A 23,170-nucleotide genomic window follows, 5' to 3' on the forward strand; every position below is an offset into this window, starting at 1 on the left:
AACGGCTACTGATTCTGACCAACCTGATAAAAAAGGGGATTTGATTGACGATTCAACTGCACCATCAGACAAAACAGATGCACCACCAAGTGATACTGAAAACAAGCATTCTGAGGAAGATCAATCAGATATAAATAAGGATACAGCTAATCAATTAATGGTAGAATCAGCAACAGAAGAGGACTCATCCGTTAATAAAGATAAAACGGCTACTGATTCTGACCAACCTGATAAAAAAGGGGATTTGATTGACGATTCAACTGCACCATCAGACAAAACAGATGCACCACCAAGTGATACTGAAAACAAGCATTCTGAGGAAGATCAATCAGATACAAATCAAGAAGTAAAAAAAGCAAAAGCTAAAGACCCGATTTCTGGTAACAAAAATGGTACTCTCCCAATTTTTCCAGAATAAATAAAACCAGTTTGTAAAGCCTATTATCATTTATCTGCTTAACATAAATTAGAATGTAATCATTAATAGGTATTAGTTAAGCAATTTTAGTGAGTTTAATGTAATGGTATTAATACTGGAGATTGCACTGAGAAAAATAAGTTTATGATTTAACCGTACTCATTTATGTGCTAAACAATGGAAAATCAGAAATATGAAAGCTAATGAGTAAACTAAGCAATAAAATTGAAGCCCACGACCGATCTATTTCAGAAGTATTGGACGATAAAAAGTATACAGTAGATTACTTTCAGCGTGAATACAAATGGGAAGAACGGCACATTGAACAATTGGTTTCTGACTTAACTTCTTCATTCCTGAATGAATACAAGCCTGAGCACAAAAGAAAAGATATAGAGAACTATAATTCCTACTATTTGGGTCCTTTTGTAGTGAGTGTCAAAGATGGACAACGCAGTATTATTGATGGACAACAACGACTCACATCTCTTACTTTACTTCTGATCTACTTGAACAACCTTCAAAAAGAACTTGGAATAAATGAAAAATTAGAATCCCTCATATTTTCAGAGAAGTACGGCGAAATGTCCTTCAATATTCAAGTAGATGAACGCATTGCCTGTATGGAATCACTTTTTAAGTCAGGCGAATATGAACAAAAAGAAACGGATGACGAGTCTACGTTAAATATGGCAAGTCGCTATACTGATATAGAAAATGCTTTTCCGGAAGAAATAAAAAATAGTGTGCTTCCCTTCTTTATTGATTGGTTGAAATACAATGTTGTGTTAGTGGAGATCATTGCCTATTCAGATGAGAACGCCTACACTATTTTTGAAACAATGAATGACCGGGGTCTAAATCTTACCCCAACAGAAATGCTAAAAGGCTTCATTCTATCGAAATTTGAAGACAGTAAAAAGCGTCAAAAAGCAAATGAACTTTGGAAATTATCTATGCAGGATCTTCATGCCTTTGATAAAGACGAGGATCAACGCTTTATACAAGCCTGGTTTAGAGCACAATATGCGGAAACCATCAGACCAGGAAAGGCGGGTTCAAAAAACGAAGATTTCGAGAAAATAGGTACCAGGTTCCACAGTTGGTTCAGAGACAATTTAGACAAAGTTGATATCGAACAAGACGACTCAGAGGGATTTCAGCTTTTTATTGATCGGGACTTCAAATTCTTTTTTAATGCCTACAAGCACATTTTATCGGCCGAACGTAAACTAAATGAAAAACTTCAACACGTTTTCTATATTAAAAGATGGGGTATTGCAAATTCGCTTAGTTATCCATTGCTACTTTCTTCATTGAAAACAACAGATAATTCTGAAATTGTAATGGAGAAAATAGATTTAGTCGCTAGATATATTGAAACATTCGTTGTTCGAAGATCTGTAAACTTCAGGAAGTTTGCTTCAAGCTCCATTCGGTATACTATGTACACTTTAGCTAAAGAAATTAGGAGAACCGAAGTACACGAACTCAAAGCTGTATTAAAGAGAAAATTGAATGAAATGGAGGAATCTTGGACAGGTGTTCAAAATTTCCGTTTGCACGGTCAAAATAGGGTTTTTGTGAAGTTCTTACTTTCAAGAATTACATCCTATGTGGAACAGCAATCAGGTTTCAATTCATCATTTGAAAAATACTATCATAATCCAGGAGGAAAATCCTTCGAAGTAGAGCACATCTGGGCAGACAAATATTTCAACCACCAAGATGAATTTGAACAAGAATACGAATTTCAAGAATATCGTAATAGAATTGGTGCCCTGGTGCTTTTACCAAGAGGAACAAATCAATCTTTCGGTGCAAAACCATATAGTAAGAAGTTGAGTCATTATATTAAAGAAAATTTGTTGGTTCAAAGTCTTTGCCCGCTTACATATCAGAACAACCCAAATTTCATTTCGATGAAGAATAAATTAGCCCTCCCCTTCAAGGCTCATGAAGAATTTAAAAAGGCTGACATCTCAGATAGACAAAAGCTGTATCAGGCCATCTGCGAATCAATTTGGGGTATAGAAATTTATTTTTATGAGAATTAAAAAAGTTGAAATAAAGGATTACAAAGCATTTTACGGTAAGAATGAGTTCAGTGTAGATGGTAAAAACCTGTTTATCTATGGTGAAAATGGTAGTGGTAAGAGTTCTTTTTACTATGCTTTAAAAGATTTTTTCCAGTCTTCGACTGAGGTCTTAAATTACAATGAAACCGAAAACATTTTCCTTACAAAAGCTCAAAAAGGTAAAGGCTATATCGAAGTAACCTTCAATCCTGATAAGGATGGAACAGCTTCCGATAAAAAATATTTTTTAAAGAAAAGCTCGAAAAACACCTATGTAGCAGGAGATACAAGTATTAGGGATGCTATCAAGCTAAAAAGCTTCCTTACTTATAAACACCTTCTAGGTATTCATTCGATCAAAAAGGATAAGGAAATAGACCTATTCGATTTGCTGGTAAAAGGAGTACTAAAGCATTTTAAAAGTATAGCTATTACTGGCAGTAAAGAATTAGGAGAGCTTTGGGAAGATGTTGAAAAAGCAATATCCAAACAAACTGAAGGAACGGCTTACAATATCACTCAAAAGAAAACTGATGTTCAAAAGACAATCAACGTTTTTGATACAGCATTCAAGAAACTCTTTGCTGAAAATAGTATTGAAAACATTCTAAAATACGCCCAACCTATTTTGGACAAATTTGGCCACAACATTGAATTGAAACTAAATTACACCCAAGCAAAGCCAACACTAGATTACAAATCGGTTGAACGCAATCATGTTAGAGTCAAGATCAAATTTCTAGGCAAAGAGATTGATAAACCGCATATATTTCTGAATGAAGCAAGACTTTCTGCAATTGCCATTTCTATTTACCTCGGAATGGTAAAAAGGCATATTCAGGGAATACCTTGCAAGGTTCTATTTCTGGATGACATCTTTATTGGTTTGGATATATCCAACAGATTACCGCTATTAGAAATACTCAGAACGGACTTTACCAACTATCAGGTATTTATCACTACTTACGACAAGCCGTGGTATGAATTTGTAAAAACCAATTATTTACACAATAACAATAACTGGAAATGCTTTGAGATTTATGCAGGTCGATCCAAAAAGGGATTCACAATTCCAGTAGTAAAGGAAATAAAAGCCCGAGGAAATAATGACCATTTAGATTACTACATTCAAAAGGGAGAGAATTATCATAATTCTGGAGACAATAAAGCTGCGGGGGTCTATTTGCGTTCAGCGTTTGAAGCAATTTTAAAGCAATTCTGCTTTGGAAAAGTTACTGTGAAATTTGTGGTGGATCAAAGTAAACTTACAGCAAATGATTTTTGGACTGCCACAAAAAACCATAGCACTGCAAATACAAGATTAACACAACCAACAGTGAGTGAAATTGATAATCTCATCCCTTTGGTCTTGAACCCTCTCAATCATAATGACATTAACAAAAACGAACACAGCATTGAGATAGGAAGAACGATTAGAGTACTTAAAACCTTAAAAACAGAACTTAGGGTTTAAAAGCTTATAATCAGATTTATAGTTATTTTTAGTAAACCAATCTGATTATGAAACAATCATCTAAAATCAATTGCGAGGAGTCACATCTTTCCGACAAGGAACTAAGATTTGCCAATTATTACTTAGGCGAAGCAAATTTAAACGCTACAGAAGCAGCCAAACTTGCAGGATACAGCCCAAATACTGCACGACAACAAGGCTCTAGGATGTTGACAAATGTTAACATTAAAAAATACATTCAATCCAAATCCTCCGAAATACTAGAAAGTATAGGAGTCACCCAAGAAAAGGTTTTAGCAGAAATCGTAAAAATTGCATTCGCTGATATTACTGATTTTTTTAATGATGATTGGAGCCTTAAACAAGTAAGCGAAATTCCAAAAGAAAAATCTGCAGCAATAAAATCTCTGAGAAAAACTGAAACAGGTGTTTCAATCCTAATTCATGATAAAGAAAAAGCTCTTTCACTTCTTTGGGAATTGGTAAAAGATGATGCCCCAACCCGATAAAGTGTACCCCAGAGTGTACCCCAAAAAAAGAAAACCCCAAATACTGAACGTATAAGGGGTTTTTAGTAGCGGGAACAGGACTCGAACCTGTGACCTTCGGGTTATGAGCCCGACGAGCTACCAACTGCTCCATCCCGCGATATGTCTTTTGCTTGATTGAGCTCTACGAGCTACCTCCCGATAGCTATCGTGGATGCTCCATCTCGCGATATATTTTTAAGCTTTAAAGCTAATTATTCTGTTCTGAATCTGCCCTTGTGGCGAATTGTGATACAAAAGTAGTGGTTTAAATTTCAAATGCAAAATACCAAACCAAAAAAAATTTGTAATAACTAGATTTCACCCTTTTTCCATCCAATTAAGATAAAAACAATTTCCCCCAAGCCCCTCAAGAGCAATCTGTTTAGCCATCCAGGAAAAACTTCTTTAAATCTTTTAAAAATCACCAAATTTTATTTTGCTGAAAACCCAAAAACTCCTGTATTGTCTAAAAATCAAGTACCTTTGTGGAAAATTTCTCAGAATGACTCAAGAAAAACACCAAGCTGGATTTGTCAATATTATTGGCAAACCCAATGTAGGAAAATCTACATTGATGAATATCCTTGTTGGAGAAAGGCTTTCCATCATTTCCTCGAAAGCCCAAACTACCAGGCATAGAATCTTAGGCTTGACCAATTCTGAGAATTACCAAATTGTATTTTCTGATACTCCCGGGATGCTCAAGCCTCAGTATGAGCTACACAAAAACATGATGAGTTTTGTCAACATCTCCCTAGAAGATGCGGACATCATCTTGTTTGTCACGGACCTGTATGAAACAGATGAGGAAATTGAGGAAGTGATTGAGAAAATCAATCAATCCGGAATCCCAGTCATCCTTGTGATCAATAAAATAGACCTAGCCAAAGAAGGTCAATTGGATACAGTTACTGAATACTGGACTTCCAGGATCAAATCTTCAGTAGTAATCCCGATTTCTGCCGGTGAGAAATTCAACACGGACAAAATTTTACAAGAAATTCTAGCTAGACTACCTGAGCACCCGGCTTTTTACGATAAGGAGGAACTAACTGACCGCTCAGAAAGGTTCTTTGCCTCTGAGATTATCCGTGAGAAAATCTTCAAAAACTATAAAAAAGAAATCCCTTACAGTTCCGAGGTAAACATTGAAGAATTTCATGTAAAGAATAAAATCATCCGAATCCGAGCGACCATTTACGTAGAAAGAGATAGTCAAAAAGGGATTATCATCGGTGAAAAAGGGAAAGCTCTTAAAAAAGTAGGAATTGAAGCGAGAGAGGAGCTAGAAAAATTCTTTGGCAAGCAAGTCATGCTCGAAACCTTTGTGAAGGTGGAGTCAGACTGGAGAAAAAATAAATTGAAACTGAAAAAATTTGGGTACGACCCAACTTGATTATGGCAAATATTGTAGCAATTGTAGGTAGACCCAACGTAGGCAAGTCTACTTTATTTAATAGACTGGTAGAGGAGAGAAAAGCGATCGAGGACAACATGAGTGGTGTGACCCGAGATCGTCATTATGGCCATGCTCAATGGATCGGTAAATTTTTCTCAGTCATCGATACTGGCGGATATGTGACCGGTTCGGATGACATTTACGAAGCTGAGATTAGAAAGCAAGTAAAACTTGCCGTAGAAGAATCAAATGTAATCCTATTTGTGGTGGATTGCCACGACGGATTAACTGATTTAGATATGGAGTTTGCGAATGAACTGAGAGGTACGGAGAAGCCCATTTACATTGTAGCCAACAAAGCAGATAATCAAGACCTCAGCTTTATGTCTGCTGAGTTCTATTCTTTAGGAATCAGTGACTTTGAGGTATTTCCAATTGCTGCTGCCAGTGGTAGCGGAACAGGAGATTTATTGGATAAGGTTGTCGAACATTTTGAAGATGAAGGAACAGAAGACCCAGATGCCGGCATCCCTAAAATCTCCATTCTAGGAAGGCCCAATGTGGGTAAATCTTCTTTCTTGAATGCCTTACTAGGAAAAGAAAGATCGATCGTCACCAATGAAGCAGGTACAACCAGGGATGCTATCCATACGAGGTACAAGCTTTTCGGCCAAGACTTTATCATCACTGATACTGCAGGGATTCGGAAAAAAGCCAAAGTTCATGAAGACATTGAGTTTTATTCCGTGATGAGATCTTTGAGAACTTTGGAAGAATCCGATGTAATCATCGTCATGGTAGATGCTACCAGAGGTTTAGAGGCTCAGGATATTAACTTGATTTCTTTAGGTATCAAAAATAATAAAGGTATCATGATCATGGTCAATAAATGGGATCTGATTGAAAAGGACCATAAGACCATGAACAAAGTGAAGGAAGATATGCTGGAGCGCTTGGGAGAAAACAAGTGGATTCCAATAATTTTTACATCAGTGACAGAGAAGCAACGGATTTTTCAGGCGATTGAACTGGCAGTAAAAGTTTATGAAAACAAAACCCGGAAAGTACAGACTTCTAAACTGAATGATGTCATGCTTCCTGAAATAGAAAAATATCCTCCACCAGCATGGAAAGGGAAGTACATTAAAATTAAGTATGTCACGCAGTTACCGACCAAAAACCCTGTTTTTGCGTTCTTTTGCAACCTCCCTCAATACATCAAATCTCCTTACACGAGGTACTTGGAAAATCGTTTAAGAGAGAACTTTGAATTCGACGGAGTACCTGTAAAAATTATTTATAAAAACAAGTAAAAAATATTTAAACGGTCTCTTGTTTAATTGCGAAATCCTATAATACTTTGTGCTGTAATTAAGAAAATCACAACAAATGAAAAAAGTATTTGCAATTTTCGCAATCTCCAGCGTAATGTTCGCTACTTCTTGCGGTAACAAAGAAGTGAAAGAAGAGACTGTAGAAGTAACTGAAACAGTAGAAACTGTTGAAGAAGAAGTGATCATTGAAGAGTCTACTTCTGACTCTACTGAAGTTGTAATCGTTGAAGAAACGGTTGAAGAAGTAAAATAAAAGAAACCACTTCTTAAAATTGAGAGTCCTGAAATTTCGGGACTCTTTTTTTTGTATTTTACGCCATGCTTGCTCCCTCAAAATTGGAAGAAGTTTTTTCAAAACACCTACCTGCAAATGCGGTTAACCCTTGTCTTAAACTTTGGGAAGAAAAACCATTCCATTTTAAAATTACGTCTAGTAGAAAAACCAAACTCGGAGACTTTAGATACAGGAAGGACCAGCAGTTCCAGACCATTACTTTAAATGCTGATCTGAACCCTTACCAGTTTCTTTTAACTTTTGTCCATGAGGTAGCCCACTTACATGCATTTCAAAAATTCGGATATGCTATTGCCCCTCATGGGAGAGAATGGAAGTCTACGTTCCAACAACTTCTTTTTCCTTTTTTGATGGAAAATATCTTTCCGATAGATATTCTAATTCCTCTCAAAAAACACATGAGAAACCCAAAGGCAAGTTCGGCTTCGGATCTGTTTTTGATGAAGGAAATGAGTAAATATGACAAGCATCTAACAGGAAATGCCACCTTCTTTTTATCTGACCTAAAACCAGGAAGTAACTTTACTATTTCTGGAAGAGTGTTCAGAAAAGGTGAAACTAGAAGAACACGAGTCCTTTGTGAGGAGGTGAATACTGGAAAAAAATACTTGATTGCTCAATTGGCAAAAATACAGCCGTTGGAATAGAAGCAGTAACTAACTCGTCAACCAACACCACTATGTTTTGAATTACTCTTTCTCCTCTCCAATCTGGTTTTCAGGTTGGGAAAAATCTTTAGGTTGAGGAAGATCCTGAATGGAATTAATGCCAAAATACTCCATGAACTTGTCGGATGTACCAAAAAGTAACGGCCTGCCTATCCCATCGGACTTACCTTTGACTTCCACCAATTCTTTCTCCAATAACTTTTGAACTGAATAATCAGAATTCACCCCTCTTATTTGCTCAATATCCCCTTTGGTAACAGGCTGCTTATAAGCAATAATAGAAAGGGTTTCCAACTGAGCGGTGGACAATCTTTTTTGGGATTGTTGCTTGAGCAAAATACTAATACTAGTCTGGTAGGCAGGTTTGGTTAGGAATTGATAGCCTCCACCGAGATTTTCCAATGCAAAAGAAAACTCTTCTGAGTCGTACTTTTCCTTTAACTCTTCAATAGCATTTTGGACATGATCTTTGGGCACCTCTGCCTCAAACATTTCTGTAAGACATTTCCCAATTTCATCTACCCCCAATGGGGAAGGGGCACAAAATATCAATGCTTCAATATGCCTATGAAGAAATTCCAAAGATCAGATTACTTTTTAGCTAGTTTCGCTTCAATTGAATGCATGGTATGAGGAACCGCTTTTAATCGCTCCTTGGAAATTAATTTACCAGTATCCACGCAGACACCATAAGTTCCATTTTTAATACGGATTAATGCATTCTCCAAATTGATAATGAACTTTTGTTGCCTAGCGGCCAATTGATTGAGGCTTTCTCGTTCTAGCGTGTCTGCACCATCTTCAAGCAATTTTGATGTTGAGGCAGTAAAATCAGTCCCACTATCATTTTTCTTGCTCAAAGTTTCCTTTAACGAATGTAATTCTTCCTTAGCTACTGACAACTTCTGAAGAATGATCTCTTCGAATTCTTTTAGCTCACTCGCAGAGTAAGCAGTCTTACCTTCCTGACTCATAATACGCTGGGATTAGATGATATACTTGGGACGAATAATTTCAATAAATGTTCCCTAAAATACATTTAGCTGGCTTAAATACAAAGATTATATAGCGAGAAGAATTTAAAAAAAGCAGCAAATGAAAATTAAACCATATTAAAAAATAAAAACACTTCTCATTATCAAGCTATTATAAATTTCAGGGCTTTTTTACAAGTTGGATTTATTGATAAATATGATTTTAATCAGAAGGAAGCAGCATAAAAAAAGCTGTTATGCAACAGCTTTCTCTTCATTTAAAATTTTCTCTAATCTTTTTTGCAGCACCAGAAGATCCACGTCCATTCTATACTTCATCAGCAAATATTGATGTACTTCTTTATGGTCTTTTCCTTGTTGTATGCAAAGATTCTGTAGGGCAAGGGTAATGAGGTCTCTTTCCATAGTTCTCCATTTATTATATCTAATTTATTTATTTTTCCTGTCAACTAATAGAAATATTTCAAGAAAGTTAAAATTGAGTCGCTACCACCATCGTTTTTCTAAATCTGATCACCTCTCCCTGTAAATCAAATAGTTCCACCAACAAAACATAATAACCCGGCCTTACTTTTCTTCCTGAATCATCCGTACCACTCCAATTATACATTCCTGAATTTCCCAAAATCGCATTTCGATCCAATACTTTAACAATTCTACCCCCGACATCATATATTTCAAAGGTCCCAACCCAACCAGGTTGGTCCAATTCGTAGGATATTACAGTGAAGGTATTCCCATTATTTCCTTCCGGATCAAATACCTCTGGACTAATGGTGATCAGCTGTGATTCAAACTCTCCAGTAAATGAATTGGAGTTTTTCTTGCCAGGGGTTCCATAGTCCTCTACCCCAGATGCGGAATGCCAATTACTTTTTAAATTGGATGGAGCGTTAATGGATATCCTTTCCAAGGACACTCCTTTGGGATCTCTCATTAAAGGATGATGCATTTCTTCATCAAAGGAAAATTCTTCCAATAATTCTTGTTTCTCCGAAAACAGCACTACTGTCCCTCCACTAATTGGATAACTGGGTAGGATTGTCACCTGAAGAAAATTCCCAATTGACGATTTCGGAAAATCCTGTTTAAGCAAAATCGTATCTGTGGTAATAGCCAAATAGGATTGAGGAGGGAAAATAAATCCGGATTCACTAATCTTCTTGAGTTGATCCGGAAGACCATTTGCATCCAGATTTCCCAACTGAAGGTCCCCGATTTGCAAGTAATTCGAACTCCTATTGTATAGCTCTACAAACTTCGGCCTTCCAGATTGAGGATTAAATAATAGCTCATTGATGATCACATCTCCTGCAAGAGGGATAGTTGACAAAATCACAGTTGCTATTGGGCTTTTTAAGCCATTCCCCGCACAATCAAGAACAGAATACAGGCTCACTCTATATTCAATAGATTTAGCCGCTGCACTTTTCAATTCTAGCTTTAATGTACTAGCCTCATTCAAATAAACCGTATCAATATCCAATTCAGGTTGATTTTTAATTTCCTCGAAGCTCCATTTGATTGGTTCGGAAAATTGTACCTGCAGGGTCAAGGAGTCCAAAAACTTAATTTCTTGAACCCAAGGCAAAACCTCATCGGGACTTAAATCAAATACCGAGTTTCTACTTCCAGGTGTGCCTCGAAATAGGGAATTAGAAACTTTAAGAAAGGTGGATTGCTCACAGTCCAAAAATGGATTTACCACCTCTAAGCTAAACCCTGAATTCCTTAATTCAGGGTCATCCCAACTCTCTGAAGAATAACTTATACGATCAACCAGATCTCCCTCCCTACCTTTTAATTCCAATTGATCTCCTGCATTTAATAGGGTTGGCCAAGATCCCACAGGAATTAGAGTTCCAAATTCTCTCATTTCTTGTTGTTGGTTGGAAGGCACTAGTAGAATTAACTCCTCGGGATCAATCCAAACATCAGATAGTTCAACCGTATTTCTGGAATTAGACCACGCCATGCCCTTGGTACGAATCGGATAATCCAGGTTATTTCTCAACTCCACATATTCCACATTAGGCAAATCCAAATCTGCTTTTGGAGCAGGCATAATCTCATTAATGACAAGGGATTTGTAAGGGATTAATATGGGGTTATGGTACCGAAAACTGAGTAAAGTATCCTTGATAAAATTCCCCGCTAAATCAGGTATTTGAGAAACTTGAAGATCAAGCTCTTCTCCATGAACAAGAGGGCTTGAAAAAGTCAAAGTAGCCAAAGAATCACTCTCTAATCTCACCAAATCGGGCTCTTGACCATCCAGTTTATAATTGAGTTGGATAATAGAAAATACAGGATCAATGGCTTCGGAAAATTCAACCTGAATTTCATTATCATTAAAACCACGAACCATTTGAACGCTCGGAGGCAAGGTGTCTTCAGCTATATCTCCAAACACAAAATCATCCAATAGCCAGCGAGCACAAGTCCCAGCTCCATTTCCATAACGTACCTCTAGCTTAAAAAATAGTAAATCACTCCCCTTAAATTGATCCGGCATATGAATTTCAAAAAGACGAAATTCCTGTTCCTCATTTGGAAATTCTTCAAGGGAACCTAAAATCTGGGGAGTTGAAAAATTCTCATTTAAACTATTAGACCAAGAAAAGTATACTTCGGCAGCCCTGCTTCCATTTCCATTCTTACTGGATTTGGCCAAAAATTGGATTTTTGGAGCAGTAAATTCTGAAACGGAAAGCCTGACTATTAACTCACCATTAAAGGTTGAAATTGGTTGAACCGCTAAGGCATGGGATTGATTAACTCCATGACCTTTCTCCTGAAAGATTCTAGAACTGGAATTCCTTACCTCATTCCCATACCATCCTGGTAAAAATTGGGATGGAAAGCTTACCGGATTAAAATCAAGTTCGAAGGCTTGAGTTTGTGCATGAACTTCTGACGCTTGGTATAAAAGCAGTGCAAAAAAAAGATGAACCAATAAATTAGAATCCAAAAATAAAGACTTCATAGTTTATTAATTAAAAAATTAATAATTAAATATAATGATGAATATTAAACTATTAGTAGATTCAGAATAGAATTTTAACTCGAGTTTGATAATTTTTTTTAGCAGATTATCCTGAAAATGAACCCATAGCCATTACTTTTGCAATCCAAAATAAAAACAACCTATTAAAAACCAGTCTGATGAAATTAGCAGTGGTAGGAGCTACCGGTTTGGTGGGCTCCGAAATCTTAGAGGTGCTGGATGAGCACAATTTCCCTTTTGACGAACTTCTATTAGTTGCTTCTGAGCGATCTGTAGGTAAACAGATTGAGTACAAGGGTAAACAGTATACTGTGATAGGACTTGCCGAAGCTGTTTCATTAAAACCTGAAATTGCAATTTTCTCAGCTGGCGGAGGCACCTCTTTGGAATGGGCTCCGAAATTCGCTGAAGTTGGAACCATCGTAGTAGACAATTCTTCTGCATGGAGAATGGACCCAAGCAAGAAGTTGGTGGTACCCGAAATCAACGCAAAAGAACTGACCTCAGAAGATAAAATCATCGCAAATCCAAACTGCTCTACCATCCAAATGGTATTGGCATTGGAACCTTTGCGTCAGCGATATGGAATCAAGAGAATCGTAGTTTCCACCTACCAGTCAGTGACAGGAACAGGAAAGGCTGCAGTAGATCAAATGATGGCAGAACGTGCAGGAGAGGCCCCTGAAATGGTCTATCCTCACAAGATAGATATGAACGTGCTTCCTCATATTGATGTATTCCAACCAAATGGATATACTAAAGAGGAAATGAAGATGATCAACGAAACCAAAAAGATCTTTTCTGATGATAGTATTCAGGTAACCGCCACTACCGTTCGAATCCCTACTATGGGCGGACATTCTGAGGCTGTAAACGTGGAGTTCAAAGAGGATTTTGATCTGGATGAAGTAAGAAAATTACTTTCCGAAACTCCTGGAATCATTGTTCAGGACGATCCTGCCAACTTTGTATACCCCATGCCTATCCATGCTCATAAGAAGGATGAAGTGTTTGTAGGAAGGTTAAGAAGAGACGAATCTCAGGCAAATACCTTGAATATGTGGATCGTGGCTGATAACCTTCGAAAAGGCGCAGCAACTAACGCAGTTCAAATCGCGGAGTATTTAAAAGAACATAGCCTAGTTTGATGAACTGGGAAGAAGTGCATAGTACAGAATTTCAAAAATTTGTGCAGGATCATCTCCAGGAAGATCCTGCACTTTTACTTTTTAAGTACCAAGGAAAACCAAATTTTGACCTGAAAGCTGCAGTTCATCAAATCGCAGCTAGACAGAAAATTTCCAAGAAGCTTCCCTCCTGGGCAAAAGACCCAAACCTTGTGTTTCCTGCCAGTATTTCCCTAGAGCAATCATCATCAGAAGAGACTGCCTTATTCAAATCCAAAGGTCTTTCGGGAAAATGGATGATCGATTTGACAGGTGGGTTTGGCGTGGATTCCTTTTATTTAAGTCAAGGTTTTGAAAAAGGAACCTATTGTGAATATCAAGAGGAGCTTGCCCAAATCGTTTCTAAAAATCTGGAATACCTTGCTCCTGGCAAATTCGAAATTGTAACGGGAGATGGACTAGCTTTTTTATTATCCAACAAACGGAACTATGACCTCATCTATGTGGATCCGGCTAGAAGAGGAAAAGGCAATCAGAAGTTATATAAACTCCAAGACTGTCAGCCTGATGTAGTTTCTGTTTGGGACCAGCTTAAAGAAAAAGCACAGCAAATCTTGATCAAAGCTTCTCCCATGCTGGATATTTCCCAAGCATTTTTAGAATTACCAGACCTTCAACTGATTCAAATCGTCTCTTCAAAAAATGAGGTCAAGGAACTTCTGCTACATTGGAAAAAAGGTGGAAACTTTTCCGAGAAAAGAATTGAAGCTCATGATTTAGGAAGCAACCAACCAACTTTTTCCTTCTCCATGGAGCAGGAAGAAAAAGCTGTGTCTGAATTCGGAGAGATCACCGAATATCTAATTGAACCGATGAGTGGAATTCTGAAAGCTGGAGCATTCAAGCTTTTCGGAAATCAATTCAAATTGAAAAAACTCGAGCCAAACAGCCACATTTATACAAGTGACTTCCTTCCTGAAAACATTCCAGGTAGAGTTTTTAAAGTCATTCAGGAAGTCTCGGCAAATAAAAAAGAAATCAAGAAACTTTTTCCAAAGGGGAAAGCAAATGTGATCACCCGAAACTATCTCCAAGGTGCAAACGATTTGAAAAAGAAATTAGGATTAAAAGATGGAGGCGAGGACTTTTTAATAGGAACTAAAACCAGCGGTGGCTATAAATTAGTCTGGTGTAAAAGAGTTAAATAGGGTCGTCCTTACAGGACTTTACTATGCCCATTCATTTTTACATTTCTACCAATCCCAAATCCCGAAGGGATTTTATACAAAGAGGATTATTGGCATAGAAAACTTGTCTTATTTATTTTTAATAATTAATTTTATAGTTTTAATTCTGTGCCGTAGGCACGCCAGCTTGTTAGAATAATTAATAAAAATAAATATTAAATGCCGTAGGCATGATCCATTTATTCTTTTTGATGATTATTAAACATTTTTTTCAGTTCCCTCATTCATTTAAAAAACATTTTTAGGGCAAATACCTATACCAAATCTCATCTACCAAGAGTCATAAACTATATAGTAAATCAAAAGACTCATCATCAAAAAATCGATTTTTTGAATGAGTATAAAAATATACTTACTGAATTAGAGGTTGAGTTTGACCTAAATTACATATTCAAAGAACCCACATAAAAAAAGTGAAGGATTAATCCTTCACTTCTTCAAAATCGACGTAGTCACCGCCTTTAATATCTTTCTGCCTTTTCTCTTTAAACTGCTTAGGAACATAATCCACTACCACTTCATCTTTTGGTCTAGAAGCGTGAGCCTGCGCCCTCTGCTGTTCTTTTGCAGCTTCGTTTACCTGTTGGGCAAATTTAGCCAACTTAGATCTGAGAAAGTATCGGATTAGCTGGCCCAAAAGCCAGCCAACTCCAAGAACTATGATAAGAAATTTTATCAAAACTAATTATATTTTTAATCAGGGTTATCTACTCAAATACAAGTTACGTTCTGAGTAAATCTTCAAGAAATAATCATCCATCAGGTCATCGATAAAGTAAATCGCTTCCCCAGTAGATTTCATTTCAGGTCCCAATTCTTTGTTAACATTCGGGAATTTATGGAATGAGAAAACAGGTTCCTTGATTGCATAACCTTTTTTGTAAGGTTTGAATTCAAAATCTGTTACTTTATTCTCTCCAAGCATCACCTTTACGGCGTAATTTACATAAGGTTCTTTATATGCCTTACAAATAAAAGGAACGGTTCTAGACGCTCTCGGGTTTGCCTCAATGATGAATACTTTATCATTTTTGATAGCAAACTGAATGTTGATCAAACCTACTGTCTTCAATGCCAAGGCAATTTTTTCAGTATACGTTTCAATCTGACGGATTACCAAATCTCCCAAATTATAAGGAGGAAGTACCGCATAAGAGTCCCCAGAGTGGATACCCGCAGGCTCGATATGCTGCATAATTCCAATGATGTATACATTCTCTCCATCACAGATCGCATCTGCTTCCGCTTCAATTGCACCTTCCAAGAAATGATCCAGAAGAATCTCATTGTTTGGAATATCTCTTAAGACTTCCACCACGTGCTCTTCCAGTTCCTTCTCATTGATCACAATCTTCATCCCTTGTCCACCCAATACATAACTTGGACGAACCAATAATGGGAACCCGATCGTCTTACAAAGCTCTAAGGCCTCGTCTGTAGAATGGACTGTTCCAAATTCAGGATAAGGAACATCATTTTCTTTCAACAGGGTAGAGAATCTTCCTCTGTCTTCTGCAAGATCCAATGCTTCGAAACTGGTACCAATGATTTTGATTCCGTATTTCTCTAATTTCTCTGCCAATTTTAGGGCAGTTTGTCCACCCAATTGAACAATTACACCTTCAGGTTTCTCGTGCAAGATGATCTCATAAATATGCTCCCAGAATACTGGCTCAAAATAAAGCTTATCCGCCACATCAAAGTCTGTAGACACCGTCTCTGGGTTACAGTTAATCATGATAGTCTCATAGCCACATTCTTTGGCTGCAAGCACCCCATGCACGCAGGAGTAATCAAATTCAATCCCTTGACCTACACGGTTTGGACCTGAACCTAACACAACTACTTTTTTACGGTCAGTTTTTATAGATTCATTTTCCTCACCAAATGTAGAATAGTAATATGGGGTTTGCGCCTCAAATTCCGCAGCACAAGTATCTACAAGTTTATAAACTCGCTTGATACCCATTTCATCATAGCGCTTATTAAATACTTCACTTTCCAAGCAACCGAGTAAATGCGCCAACTGACGATCCGCATATCCTCTTTTCTTGGCCATATCCATAATTTCATATGGAATGTTATTCACATTATATTTTCCAATCTCTTCTTCAAGATGGATTAGTTCTTCAATTTGTCTTAGGAACCACTTATCGATTTTTGTCAAATCGTAAATTGTCCTGAATGAAATACCCAATTTGAAGGCATCATAAATATGGAACAATCTATTCCAACTTGGATTGGCTAAAGAATACAAGATTTTTTCCTGATCTCTTAACTCTTTTCCATCAGCCCCCAATCCATTACGTTTGATCTCAAGGGATTGACAAGCTTTTTGTAAGGCCTCTTGGAAATTTCTACCGATTCCCATTACCTCACCTACTGCTTTCATAGAAAGACCCAATCTTCTATCAGATCCTTTGAATTTGTCAAAGTTCCAACGGGGCACCTTTACGATCACATAATCGATTGAAGGTTCAAAGTAAGCAGAGGTAGTACCTGTGATGGAGTTTGGCAACTCATCCAAATTATATCCGATTGCCAATTTAGCAGCCACTTTAGCGATTGGATAACCAGTCGCTTTAGATGCCAAAGCAGAAGAACGAGAAACCCTAGGGTTAATTTCAATCCCGATGATGGTTTCGTTGTCAGGGCTAACTGAGAATTGTACGTTACATCCACCCGCAAAATTACCGATGCTATTCATCATGGTAATTGCATAGTTTCTCATGCGCTGATACACTGTATCAGGCAAAGTCATGGCAGGAGCCACAGTGATAGAATCTCCAGTGTGAACACCCATTGGGTCAAAGTTCTCAATGGAACAGATCACAATCATGTTCCCGATATTATCCCTCATGACCTCCAGCTCGTACTCTTTCCACCCCATTATACTTTGCTCGATCAACACTTCATGAACTGGAGAAGCCTGAAGACCTGCACTCAATAGTTTCTCAAAATCTTCAGCTTTTTCCACGAAAGCTCCTCCTGCCCCACCAAGGGTATAAGAAGCTCTAATAATCAAGGGAAAGCCAATCTCCTGAGCAATTTCTTTACCTTGAAGAAAGGAAGTAGCAGTATCACCTTTACAGACACCCACTCCAATTTTCTTCATCAATTCTTTAAACTTCTCACGATCTTCTGCAGTATCGATGGCATCGATATCTACACCGATCATACGGGTATTGAATTTTTTCCAGATACCTGCTTTCTCACAATCAATTGCCAAATTCAAGGCTGTCTGACCACCCATGGTAGGTAAAACTGCATCAATATCCGGATGCTCTGTCAAAATCTTGATAATGGATTTTTTCTCCAGTGGAAGCAAATACACGTGATCTGCTGTCACCGGGTCAGTCATGATGGTGGCAGGATTGGAATTGATCAATGTCACGATAATTCCTTCTTCTCGAAGGGACCTAGCAGCCTGGGAACCAGAATAGTCAAACTCACAAGCTTGACCGATGACGATGGGACCAGAACCGATAATTAATACGTGCTTGATGCTACTGTCTTTTGGCATTACAAAAGGGGAATAGAGAGATGAAATTACTTACGTCCAAATTGGGGCAAAATTAGAAAAAAATTCCCGAAGGGGAAGGATAAATCCAGATTAAAATGGAAAAGTCCCCTCAATGAGCTCAACAAAAGTGACTTATCAATTGAAACTAAAGGATCATTCTTTCCAACGAAAGCTTTTCTGGTCAATCGCACGCATGGTACAAAGAATACCATCCAAATGATCATACTCGTGCTGAATCAATTCAGATTCGGCTCCTGAAACCTCCCATTCTTGTTCCTCCCAATTTTCATCCCGGTATTTCAAAGTCAAAGCTTGATGTCTTCTCACCTTGACCAAAAGATTTGGAAAACTCATGCAATCATCCCAAAGTTCAAACTGTTCCTCACTCTTATCTATCAGCTCAGGATTCAAAATCACATACGGCTTATCTAGATTAAGATAAAACATACGTTTCAAAACTCCCAGTTGTGGAGCAGCGATTCCCCTTCCAAAACCATAGACTTTTCGGATATCTTCCATGGCTTCGTGTAGCTGCTGAGTCCATTCTGGAACAAGTGCTAAATCTGATTCTAATACCGGCGCACAGACCTCATAAAGTCTGGGATCTCCGAGTTTGAGAATATCATGGATGGTTTTCATAATTTGAAAATAGCTTTTCTATTGAAACTTAGGAAGTCATAGGTAAACTCCTTATGCTTTTCCCTACTTTTGCGGCATGAATTACCTTTCGGTCGAAAATCTCAGTAAAGCGTTCGGGGAACGCAAGCTATTTTCCAATATCTCTTTTGGCATTTCCCAAGGACAAAAAATCGCATTAGTCGGCATCAATGGTGCAGGTAAATCCACCTTGATGAAAATTATCATGGGTTTAGAAATCCCAGACACAGGAAACGTAGCTATCAATCAACAAGTAAAAGTGGCCTACGTTCACCAAAACCCAGTTTTTGAGGGAAGCCTGAGCATATACCAAACGATATTCGATCAAAGTAATTCTGAAGTGCTGCAAGTCATTGAGGATTATCATAAAGCCATGCTGGAAGCAGAACGAGGCGTTGATAACTCCGAAAAAATGGCAGGTTTATTTGAAAAAATGGATGCATTTCAAGCTTGGGATTTCGAATACCAAGTCAAAGAAGTGCTTGGTAAATTAGGCCTCCACGACACTGATATTCCAGTAGGCACTCTTTCTGGAGGACAGCGTAAGCGAGTAGCTTTGGCCAAAGCCATCCTAGAAAAGCCAGACTTACTGCTTCTTGATGAACCTACCAACCACTTGGACTTGGAAACCATCGAATGGCTGGAAGATTATTTGGCAAAGGCCAATTTGGCCCTTTTTATGGTCACTCACGACCGATATTTCTTGGAGAAAGTAACCAATGAAATCCTTGAACTGGACCAGGGAAAAGTTCACCGCTACTTGGGAAATTATGGCTACTTCTTAGACAAGAAGGCGGAGCGGATGATGCAGGAAGATGTGGAGTTGGAAAAAGCGAAAAGTCTTTATAAAAAGGAGCTGGAATGGATTCGTAGACAGCCTAAGGCTAGAGGAACCAAAGCCAAATACCGCGTGGATGCGTTTGAGGAAACGAAAGAAAAGGCTTCTCAAAAGCGAGAAGAACGTGATATCCAACTGACTGTGACTACCCAGCGATTGGGCAACAAGATTATTGAGATCGAAAAGATGCAAAAGTCTTTTGGAGATAAAACCATTGTCAAGGACTTCTCATATACTTTTAGGAAGAAAGACCGCATAGGAATTGTGGGGCCCAATGGAGCCGGTAAGACCACCTTTCTGAATATGATTACAGGCCAACTGGAACCAGATGCAGGAAAAATATCCATTGGTCAGACCACTGCTTTTGGCTATTACAGACAGGAGGAAAGTTCATTTGATGAAGAAAAACGTCTGATTGATATTGTCAAAGAAGTAGCCGAAGTGGTGAATATTGCAGGAGGAGCAACGATCACTGTCTCTCAATTTTTAACCCAGTTTGGTTTCCCTCCTAAACAACAACATACTCCAATCGCCAAGTTGAGCGGTGGGGAGCGTAGAAGACTTCAATTATTGATGGTTTTGATCAAGAATCCAAACTTCTTGATTCTCGATGAACCTACCAATGATCTGGATTTGATGACCTTAAATACTTTGGAGGAGTTTTTGGACACATTCCCTGGCTGTTTGATCATTGTGTCCCACGATCGATATTTTATGGATCGATTGGTAGAACATTTATTTGTTTTTGAAGGAGAAGGAGAAATCAAAGACTTCCCAGGCAACTATACTGATTTTAGAGAGTGGGAAAAGGAGAATAAGAACCAAGTATCGAGTATCAAGAATTATGAGTCTGAGAATAAAGTTGCCGAAACTAAATTAGAGGCTTCGACTCCGCTCAGCGAGACAAAAGCAAAAGCAAGCTATAAGCAAAAGCAGGAATTCAAGGAAGTAAATGCTTCTATTGCAAAATTGGAAGAAGAAAAAGCCGGGATCACCGATAAAATTTCTGCTGGCATTGAAGATCATGAGGAATTGATCAAACAGTCCAACCGAATTGCTGAAATAGATGCTGAGTTAGAAGAGCTGGAATTGACTTGGTTGGAATTAAGTGAATTGGATGGGATAGAATAAAGCGAAAGCGAAATATAGCTTCGCTGAGATACGCCTGCCGCGATTTAAGTATAGCATGATATTTTGGATTAAACCTTAGACGAGAGTAGCTACGCCTGAAACCTTGGCTTTTTATTTATTTCGAACCTAAATGGAGCATTTATTTATGGATTTTAATTCAGAATTCAGAATTCTGAATTCATACTTAATATTTCAAATCCTGCCTTTCAAAAAATCTTGCCTTACCTTCTCATCAAACTTTTCGATTGCATAGCGTAAGGCGGTTCTAGGCATTTTTTGGTAGTGCTTTTTCAAAAACTCATATTCGACTTCATAATCCTGATTCCCAATTTCACGAAGCATCCAACCAAGTGCTTTGTGCATGAGATCATGGGGATGATCCAGGAACTTTTCAGCCAAGGCTAATGCATCCTTAAACTCTCCTCTTTTGATCCAATAATAGGTACTAACCATAGCTACTCGCTGGCTCCAAAGGTGATCTTTCGAAGCGAGTTCGTAAAAAAGAGATTTATCCTTATTCAGATAGTAATGTCCTAAAATATGATGGCAAGAGCTATCGACCAGGTCCCAATTATTTACCCATTGAAGGTTTACCAAATAAAAATCAACCAACTTTTTTCGCTCTTCATCAGATTTTAGCTTTTCATAACGATAGACCAAAATCATCACTCCAGTCAATCTCACCTCATGATAGGCATCATACATCAAGGTTTCTATTTCCTTGAGGCTGATTTCTTTGTATACAGACTTAGCGATTTTCCGTTGCTCAGGAACTTTCACTCCTAGGAACTGATCTCCTTCCCCATATTCACCAGGCCCTGATTTGAAAAATCTCGGAAAAAAAGCAGCCTTTTCTGGGATGGCTTTATCAGCCAAAGCTGCTTTGATTTGTTCAACAAGTAAAGTCATTCTTAAAGTTAAATGAAGATTGATTAAGAATCATCTCCCATATCATCTCCCACTCATCTTCTGCTTTGTCCACCACTCTTTTCTTTAAGCCCTCCAAAACGAAAGGTAAAAAAAGGGCATCAATTCTGGATTCATTCTGGAACTTATGGAACTGTGTGAGTCGCTTATCATTTGTGGTAATCTTTAAATTACGGGTATGGAAGATATCACTTACATTCAAACTAACGGTGGCTTGATTAGACTCATAAATATTGTTTTAACAGCATAAAAAAACGTATACCGGGGCTCTAATAAACTAGTATCCAAGTAATAAATTGATTTAGCTATATTTAAAACTAAATCAACGAGTTATTTTGAAAATTGCGGACAATGGGAAAGGATTTGATTTTTTTGAAAGGTTTGTGACTTCCAGAGTCTAGCTCTAAAAACATTAAAGGATAGAATCGCTTCTATTACTGGAAGCATGAAAGTAACAAGTCAAAAAAGGAAACTACACCAGTTTAAGTTTCAATACCTATGTCTAAGCCAACAGTAGTAATTGCAGACGATCATCCTTTATTATTGAAAGGTCTCCAAGAGTTTTTGGAGGAAAACAATATTGATGTATTGGATTCAGCCAGTAATGGGAAAGATGCATTAGAAAAAATCCTAAAGCATCATCCACAACTTGCAATTTTGGATATGGAAATGCCTTATTTTTCAGGCCTAGAGATTGCCGCTAAATGTAAGAAACTGCAAGTTCCTACCAAGATTATTTTATTGACACTACATAAAGAATTGTATTTGTACCACCAAGCAAAGGAACTGAACCTTTCCGGCTACATTTTAAAAGAATTTGCATTAGGAGAACTATCCAAAGCCATTGATTCCGTATTACAAGGGAATCATTTTTTCAGTGAAAAGATTTTTGAAAACAAAGAAATTGGCAATTTGGAATCTGAGCAGACCCAATTAACTCCTTCTGAAAAGAAAATTTTAAGGCTAATTGCTAATGGACATTCTACCAAAGAAATTGCAGAGAAATTATTTATCGCGGAACGCACAGTTGATAAGCACAGAAGCAATATGATTGTGAAGCTCAAACTGGAAAAAAAGCACAATTCCCTTCTTCTCTGGGCTCAAAAAAATAAGGAAATCATCAATTGAAATACCAATTTTTGCAGTTCCTATTTTAAAAAATAGGTATTAATACGTATTGAGAAGTGCTGATTTTTAATCTAGTTTTGATTAATCAAATCAGTTAAACCAACTTTTTACGTCATGAAAGTATCCACATCAAGAGGAAATTTTAAAATCATTCAAACTGTCAAAAATCAAGATGAACTCCTAATTCTTGGCTCTTGGAATGATCTTGTAAACAACTTTGAAAGCAGCCGAATTTTTTTAGTTAATAAGCCTGATAGCTTGTTTGGTATTTATGTGTGCAAACAAGAATGTACAGATTTTTTAGGCGAGCTGCTTTTGTCAATTAACTATAACGAATGGGAAGACTTCAAATTGGGAGAAATAAATGCTTATAGAACGTATTTAGCGTAAGGGT

Annotated in this window: 21 protein-coding genes and 1 tRNA gene; 13 read left to right on the plus strand and 9 right to left on the minus strand. The window is 37.7% G+C overall.

Annotated features, from left to right (window positions below; all coding sequences use genetic code 11):
* From JYB62_RS11980 to JYB62_RS11995, 4 genes are all read left to right on the plus strand, one after another.
* The coding region (locus JYB62_RS11980) for a hypothetical protein (protein WP_205645676.1) at positions 1–418 on the plus strand (418 nt) is incomplete at its 5' end.
* A 203-nt stretch (positions 419–621) separates the two neighbouring features.
* A complete protein-coding gene (locus JYB62_RS11985; protein ID WP_205645677.1) occupies positions 622–2,475 on the plus strand; it encodes a DUF262 domain-containing protein in 1,854 nt (617 codons plus the stop codon).
* Entirely contained in the window at positions 2,465–3,970 is a 1,506-nt protein-coding gene (locus tag JYB62_RS11990; protein ID WP_205645678.1) for an AAA family ATPase, read from the plus strand. The genes JYB62_RS11985 and JYB62_RS11990 overlap by 11 nt, the downstream gene beginning before the upstream one ends.
* A gap of 47 nt (positions 3,971–4,017) precedes the next feature.
* Complete coding sequence (locus tag JYB62_RS11995) at positions 4,018–4,479, plus strand: terminase small subunit (protein ID WP_205645679.1); 462 nt, start codon at positions 4,018–4,020, stop codon at positions 4,477–4,479.
* Between the two features lie 66 nt (positions 4,480–4,545).
* Here JYB62_RS11995 and JYB62_RS12000 read toward each other — a convergent pair.
* A tRNA-Met gene (locus tag JYB62_RS12000) sits at positions 4,546–4,618 on the minus strand.
* Between the two features lie 384 nt (positions 4,619–5,002).
* Between JYB62_RS12000 and era the strand changes: the two genes are divergently transcribed.
* From era to JYB62_RS12020, 4 genes are all read left to right on the plus strand, one after another.
* Entirely contained in the window at positions 5,003–5,896 is an 894-nt protein-coding gene (gene era, locus JYB62_RS12005) for a GTPase Era (protein WP_205645680.1), read from the plus strand.
* Between the two features lie 2 nt (positions 5,897–5,898).
* The gene (gene der, locus JYB62_RS12010; protein WP_205645681.1) at positions 5,899–7,212 is read left to right on the plus strand and encodes a ribosome biogenesis GTPase Der; all 1,314 of its coding nucleotides are present in this window, start codon (positions 5,899–5,901) and stop codon (positions 7,210–7,212) included.
* Positions 7,213–7,288: 76 nt separating this feature from the next.
* A complete protein-coding gene (locus JYB62_RS12015) occupies positions 7,289–7,486 on the plus strand; it encodes a hypothetical protein (protein WP_074225456.1) in 198 nt (65 codons plus the stop codon).
* A gap of 65 nt (positions 7,487–7,551) precedes the next feature.
* Positions 7,552–8,175, plus strand: a complete 624-nt coding sequence (locus JYB62_RS12020; protein WP_205645682.1) for a SprT-like domain-containing protein — start codon at positions 7,552–7,554, stop codon at positions 8,173–8,175.
* A gap of 42 nt (positions 8,176–8,217) precedes the next feature.
* Here JYB62_RS12020 and scpB read toward each other — a convergent pair whose 3' ends face one another.
* From scpB to JYB62_RS12040, 4 genes are all read right to left on the minus strand, one after another.
* A complete protein-coding gene (gene scpB, locus JYB62_RS12025; RefSeq protein ID WP_205645683.1) occupies positions 8,218–8,778 on the minus strand; it encodes an SMC-Scp complex subunit ScpB in 561 nt (186 codons plus the stop codon).
* 8 nt (positions 8,779–8,786) lie between these two features.
* Positions 8,787–9,170: a TraR/DksA family transcriptional regulator gene (locus JYB62_RS12030; protein ID WP_074225459.1), complete on the minus strand. Its 384-nt coding sequence runs from the start codon at positions 9,168–9,170 to the stop codon at positions 8,787–8,789.
* A 255-nt stretch (positions 9,171–9,425) separates the two neighbouring features.
* Positions 9,426–9,596 carry a hypothetical protein gene (locus tag JYB62_RS12035; protein ID WP_205645684.1) on the minus strand — a complete coding sequence of 57 codons (171 nt, stop codon included), beginning with the start codon at positions 9,594–9,596 and terminating at the stop codon, positions 9,426–9,428.
* A gap of 67 nt (positions 9,597–9,663) precedes the next feature.
* A complete protein-coding gene (locus JYB62_RS12040) occupies positions 9,664–12,177 on the minus strand; it encodes a hypothetical protein (protein WP_205645685.1) in 2,514 nt (837 codons plus the stop codon).
* A gap of 179 nt (positions 12,178–12,356) precedes the next feature.
* On the opposite strand from JYB62_RS12040, the gene JYB62_RS12045 reads away from it, so the two are divergent.
* Together JYB62_RS12045 and JYB62_RS12050 are read left to right on the plus strand one after the other, a co-directional pair.
* Positions 12,357–13,346, plus strand: a complete 990-nt coding sequence (locus tag JYB62_RS12045) for an aspartate-semialdehyde dehydrogenase (RefSeq protein ID WP_205645686.1) — start codon at positions 12,357–12,359, stop codon at positions 13,344–13,346.
* Entirely contained in the window at positions 13,346–14,533 is a 1,188-nt protein-coding gene (locus JYB62_RS12050) for a class I SAM-dependent methyltransferase (RefSeq protein ID WP_205645687.1), read from the plus strand. The genes JYB62_RS12045 and JYB62_RS12050 overlap by 1 nt, the downstream gene beginning before the upstream one ends.
* A gap of 460 nt (positions 14,534–14,993) precedes the next feature.
* On the opposite strand, the gene JYB62_RS12055 is transcribed toward JYB62_RS12050, so the two are convergent.
* The 3 genes from JYB62_RS12055 to JYB62_RS12065 form a co-directional block, all read right to left on the minus strand.
* Positions 14,994–15,251: a DUF4834 family protein gene (locus tag JYB62_RS12055; protein ID WP_205645688.1), complete on the minus strand. Its 258-nt coding sequence runs from the start codon at positions 15,249–15,251 to the stop codon at positions 14,994–14,996.
* Between the two features lie 24 nt (positions 15,252–15,275).
* Positions 15,276–18,095, minus strand: a complete 2,820-nt coding sequence (gene carB / locus JYB62_RS12060; RefSeq protein WP_205645689.1) for a carbamoyl-phosphate synthase large subunit — start codon at positions 18,093–18,095, stop codon at positions 15,276–15,278.
* A 153-nt stretch (positions 18,096–18,248) separates the two neighbouring features.
* On the minus strand, positions 18,249–18,734 hold the full coding sequence (locus JYB62_RS12065; RefSeq protein WP_205645690.1) for a peptide deformylase: 486 nt from the start codon (positions 18,732–18,734) through the stop codon (positions 18,249–18,251).
* A 76-nt stretch (positions 18,735–18,810) separates the two neighbouring features.
* Between JYB62_RS12065 and JYB62_RS12070 the strand changes: the two genes are divergently transcribed.
* Positions 18,811–20,721: an ABC-F family ATP-binding cassette domain-containing protein gene (locus tag JYB62_RS12070; RefSeq protein WP_205645691.1), complete on the plus strand. Its 1,911-nt coding sequence runs from the start codon at positions 18,811–18,813 to the stop codon at positions 20,719–20,721.
* Positions 20,722–20,913: 192 nt separating this feature from the next.
* Here JYB62_RS12070 and JYB62_RS12075 read toward each other — a convergent pair whose 3' ends face one another.
* On the minus strand, positions 20,914–21,630 hold the full coding sequence (locus tag JYB62_RS12075) for a DNA alkylation repair protein (protein WP_205645692.1): 717 nt from the start codon (positions 21,628–21,630) through the stop codon (positions 20,914–20,916).
* A gap of 516 nt (positions 21,631–22,146) precedes the next feature.
* Between JYB62_RS12075 and JYB62_RS12080 the strand changes: the two genes are divergently transcribed.
* Entirely contained in the window at positions 22,147–22,776 is a 630-nt protein-coding gene (locus JYB62_RS12080) for a response regulator (RefSeq protein WP_205645693.1), read from the plus strand.
* A 114-nt stretch (positions 22,777–22,890) separates the two neighbouring features.
* Positions 22,891–23,166, plus strand: coding sequence for a hypothetical protein (locus tag JYB62_RS12085; RefSeq protein WP_205645694.1), 276 nt, complete (start codon positions 22,891–22,893; stop codon positions 23,164–23,166).
* The last annotated feature ends 4 nt before the right edge of the window (positions 23,167–23,170 follow it).

It is taken from the genome of Algoriphagus lutimaris, assembly GCF_017051705.1.
Taxonomy (GTDB): domain Bacteria; phylum Bacteroidota; class Bacteroidia; order Cytophagales; family Cyclobacteriaceae; genus Algoriphagus; species Algoriphagus lutimaris.

Bases quoted from the DNA above. Each gene is read 5' to 3' on its own strand.
- JYB62_RS11985 (WP_205645677.1), top strand. From the start codon at position 622: ATGAGTAAACTAAGCAATAAAATTGAAGCCCACGACCGATCTATTTCA.
- JYB62_RS11990 (WP_205645678.1), top strand. From the start codon at position 2,465: ATGAGAATTAAAAAAGTTGAAATAAAGGATTACAAAGCATTTTACGGT.
- JYB62_RS11995 (WP_205645679.1), top strand. From the start codon at position 4,018: ATGAAACAATCATCTAAAATCAATTGCGAGGAGTCACATCTTTCCGAC.
- era (WP_205645680.1), top strand. From the start codon at position 5,003: ATGACTCAAGAAAAACACCAAGCTGGATTTGTCAATATTATTGGCAAA.
- der (WP_205645681.1), top strand. From the start codon at position 5,899: ATGGCAAATATTGTAGCAATTGTAGGTAGACCCAACGTAGGCAAGTCT.
- JYB62_RS12015 (WP_074225456.1), top strand. From the start codon at position 7,289: ATGAAAAAAGTATTTGCAATTTTCGCAATCTCCAGCGTAATGTTCGCT.
- JYB62_RS12020 (WP_205645682.1), top strand. From the start codon at position 7,552: ATGCTTGCTCCCTCAAAATTGGAAGAAGTTTTTTCAAAACACCTACCT.
- JYB62_RS12030 (WP_074225459.1), bottom strand. From the start codon at position 9,170: ATGAGTCAGGAAGGTAAGACTGCTTACTCTGCGAGTGAGCTAAAAGAA.
- JYB62_RS12035 (WP_205645684.1), bottom strand. From the start codon at position 9,596: ATGGAAAGAGACCTCATTACCCTTGCCCTACAGAATCTTTGCATACAA.
- JYB62_RS12040 (WP_205645685.1), bottom strand. From the start codon at position 12,177: ATGAAGTCTTTATTTTTGGATTCTAATTTATTGGTTCATCTTTTTTTT.
- JYB62_RS12045 (WP_205645686.1), top strand. From the start codon at position 12,357: ATGAAATTAGCAGTGGTAGGAGCTACCGGTTTGGTGGGCTCCGAAATC.
- JYB62_RS12050 (WP_205645687.1), top strand. From the start codon at position 13,346: ATGAACTGGGAAGAAGTGCATAGTACAGAATTTCAAAAATTTGTGCAG.
- carB (WP_205645689.1), bottom strand. From the start codon at position 18,095: ATGCCAAAAGACAGTAGCATCAAGCACGTATTAATTATCGGTTCTGGT.
- JYB62_RS12065 (WP_205645690.1), bottom strand. From the start codon at position 18,734: ATGAAAACCATCCATGATATTCTCAAACTCGGAGATCCCAGACTTTAT.
- JYB62_RS12070 (WP_205645691.1), top strand. From the start codon at position 18,811: ATGAATTACCTTTCGGTCGAAAATCTCAGTAAAGCGTTCGGGGAACGC.
- JYB62_RS12075 (WP_205645692.1), bottom strand. From the start codon at position 21,630: ATGACTTTACTTGTTGAACAAATCAAAGCAGCTTTGGCTGATAAAGCC.
- JYB62_RS12080 (WP_205645693.1), top strand. From the start codon at position 22,147: ATGTCTAAGCCAACAGTAGTAATTGCAGACGATCATCCTTTATTATTG.
- JYB62_RS12085 (WP_205645694.1), top strand. From the start codon at position 22,891: ATGAAAGTATCCACATCAAGAGGAAATTTTAAAATCATTCAAACTGTC.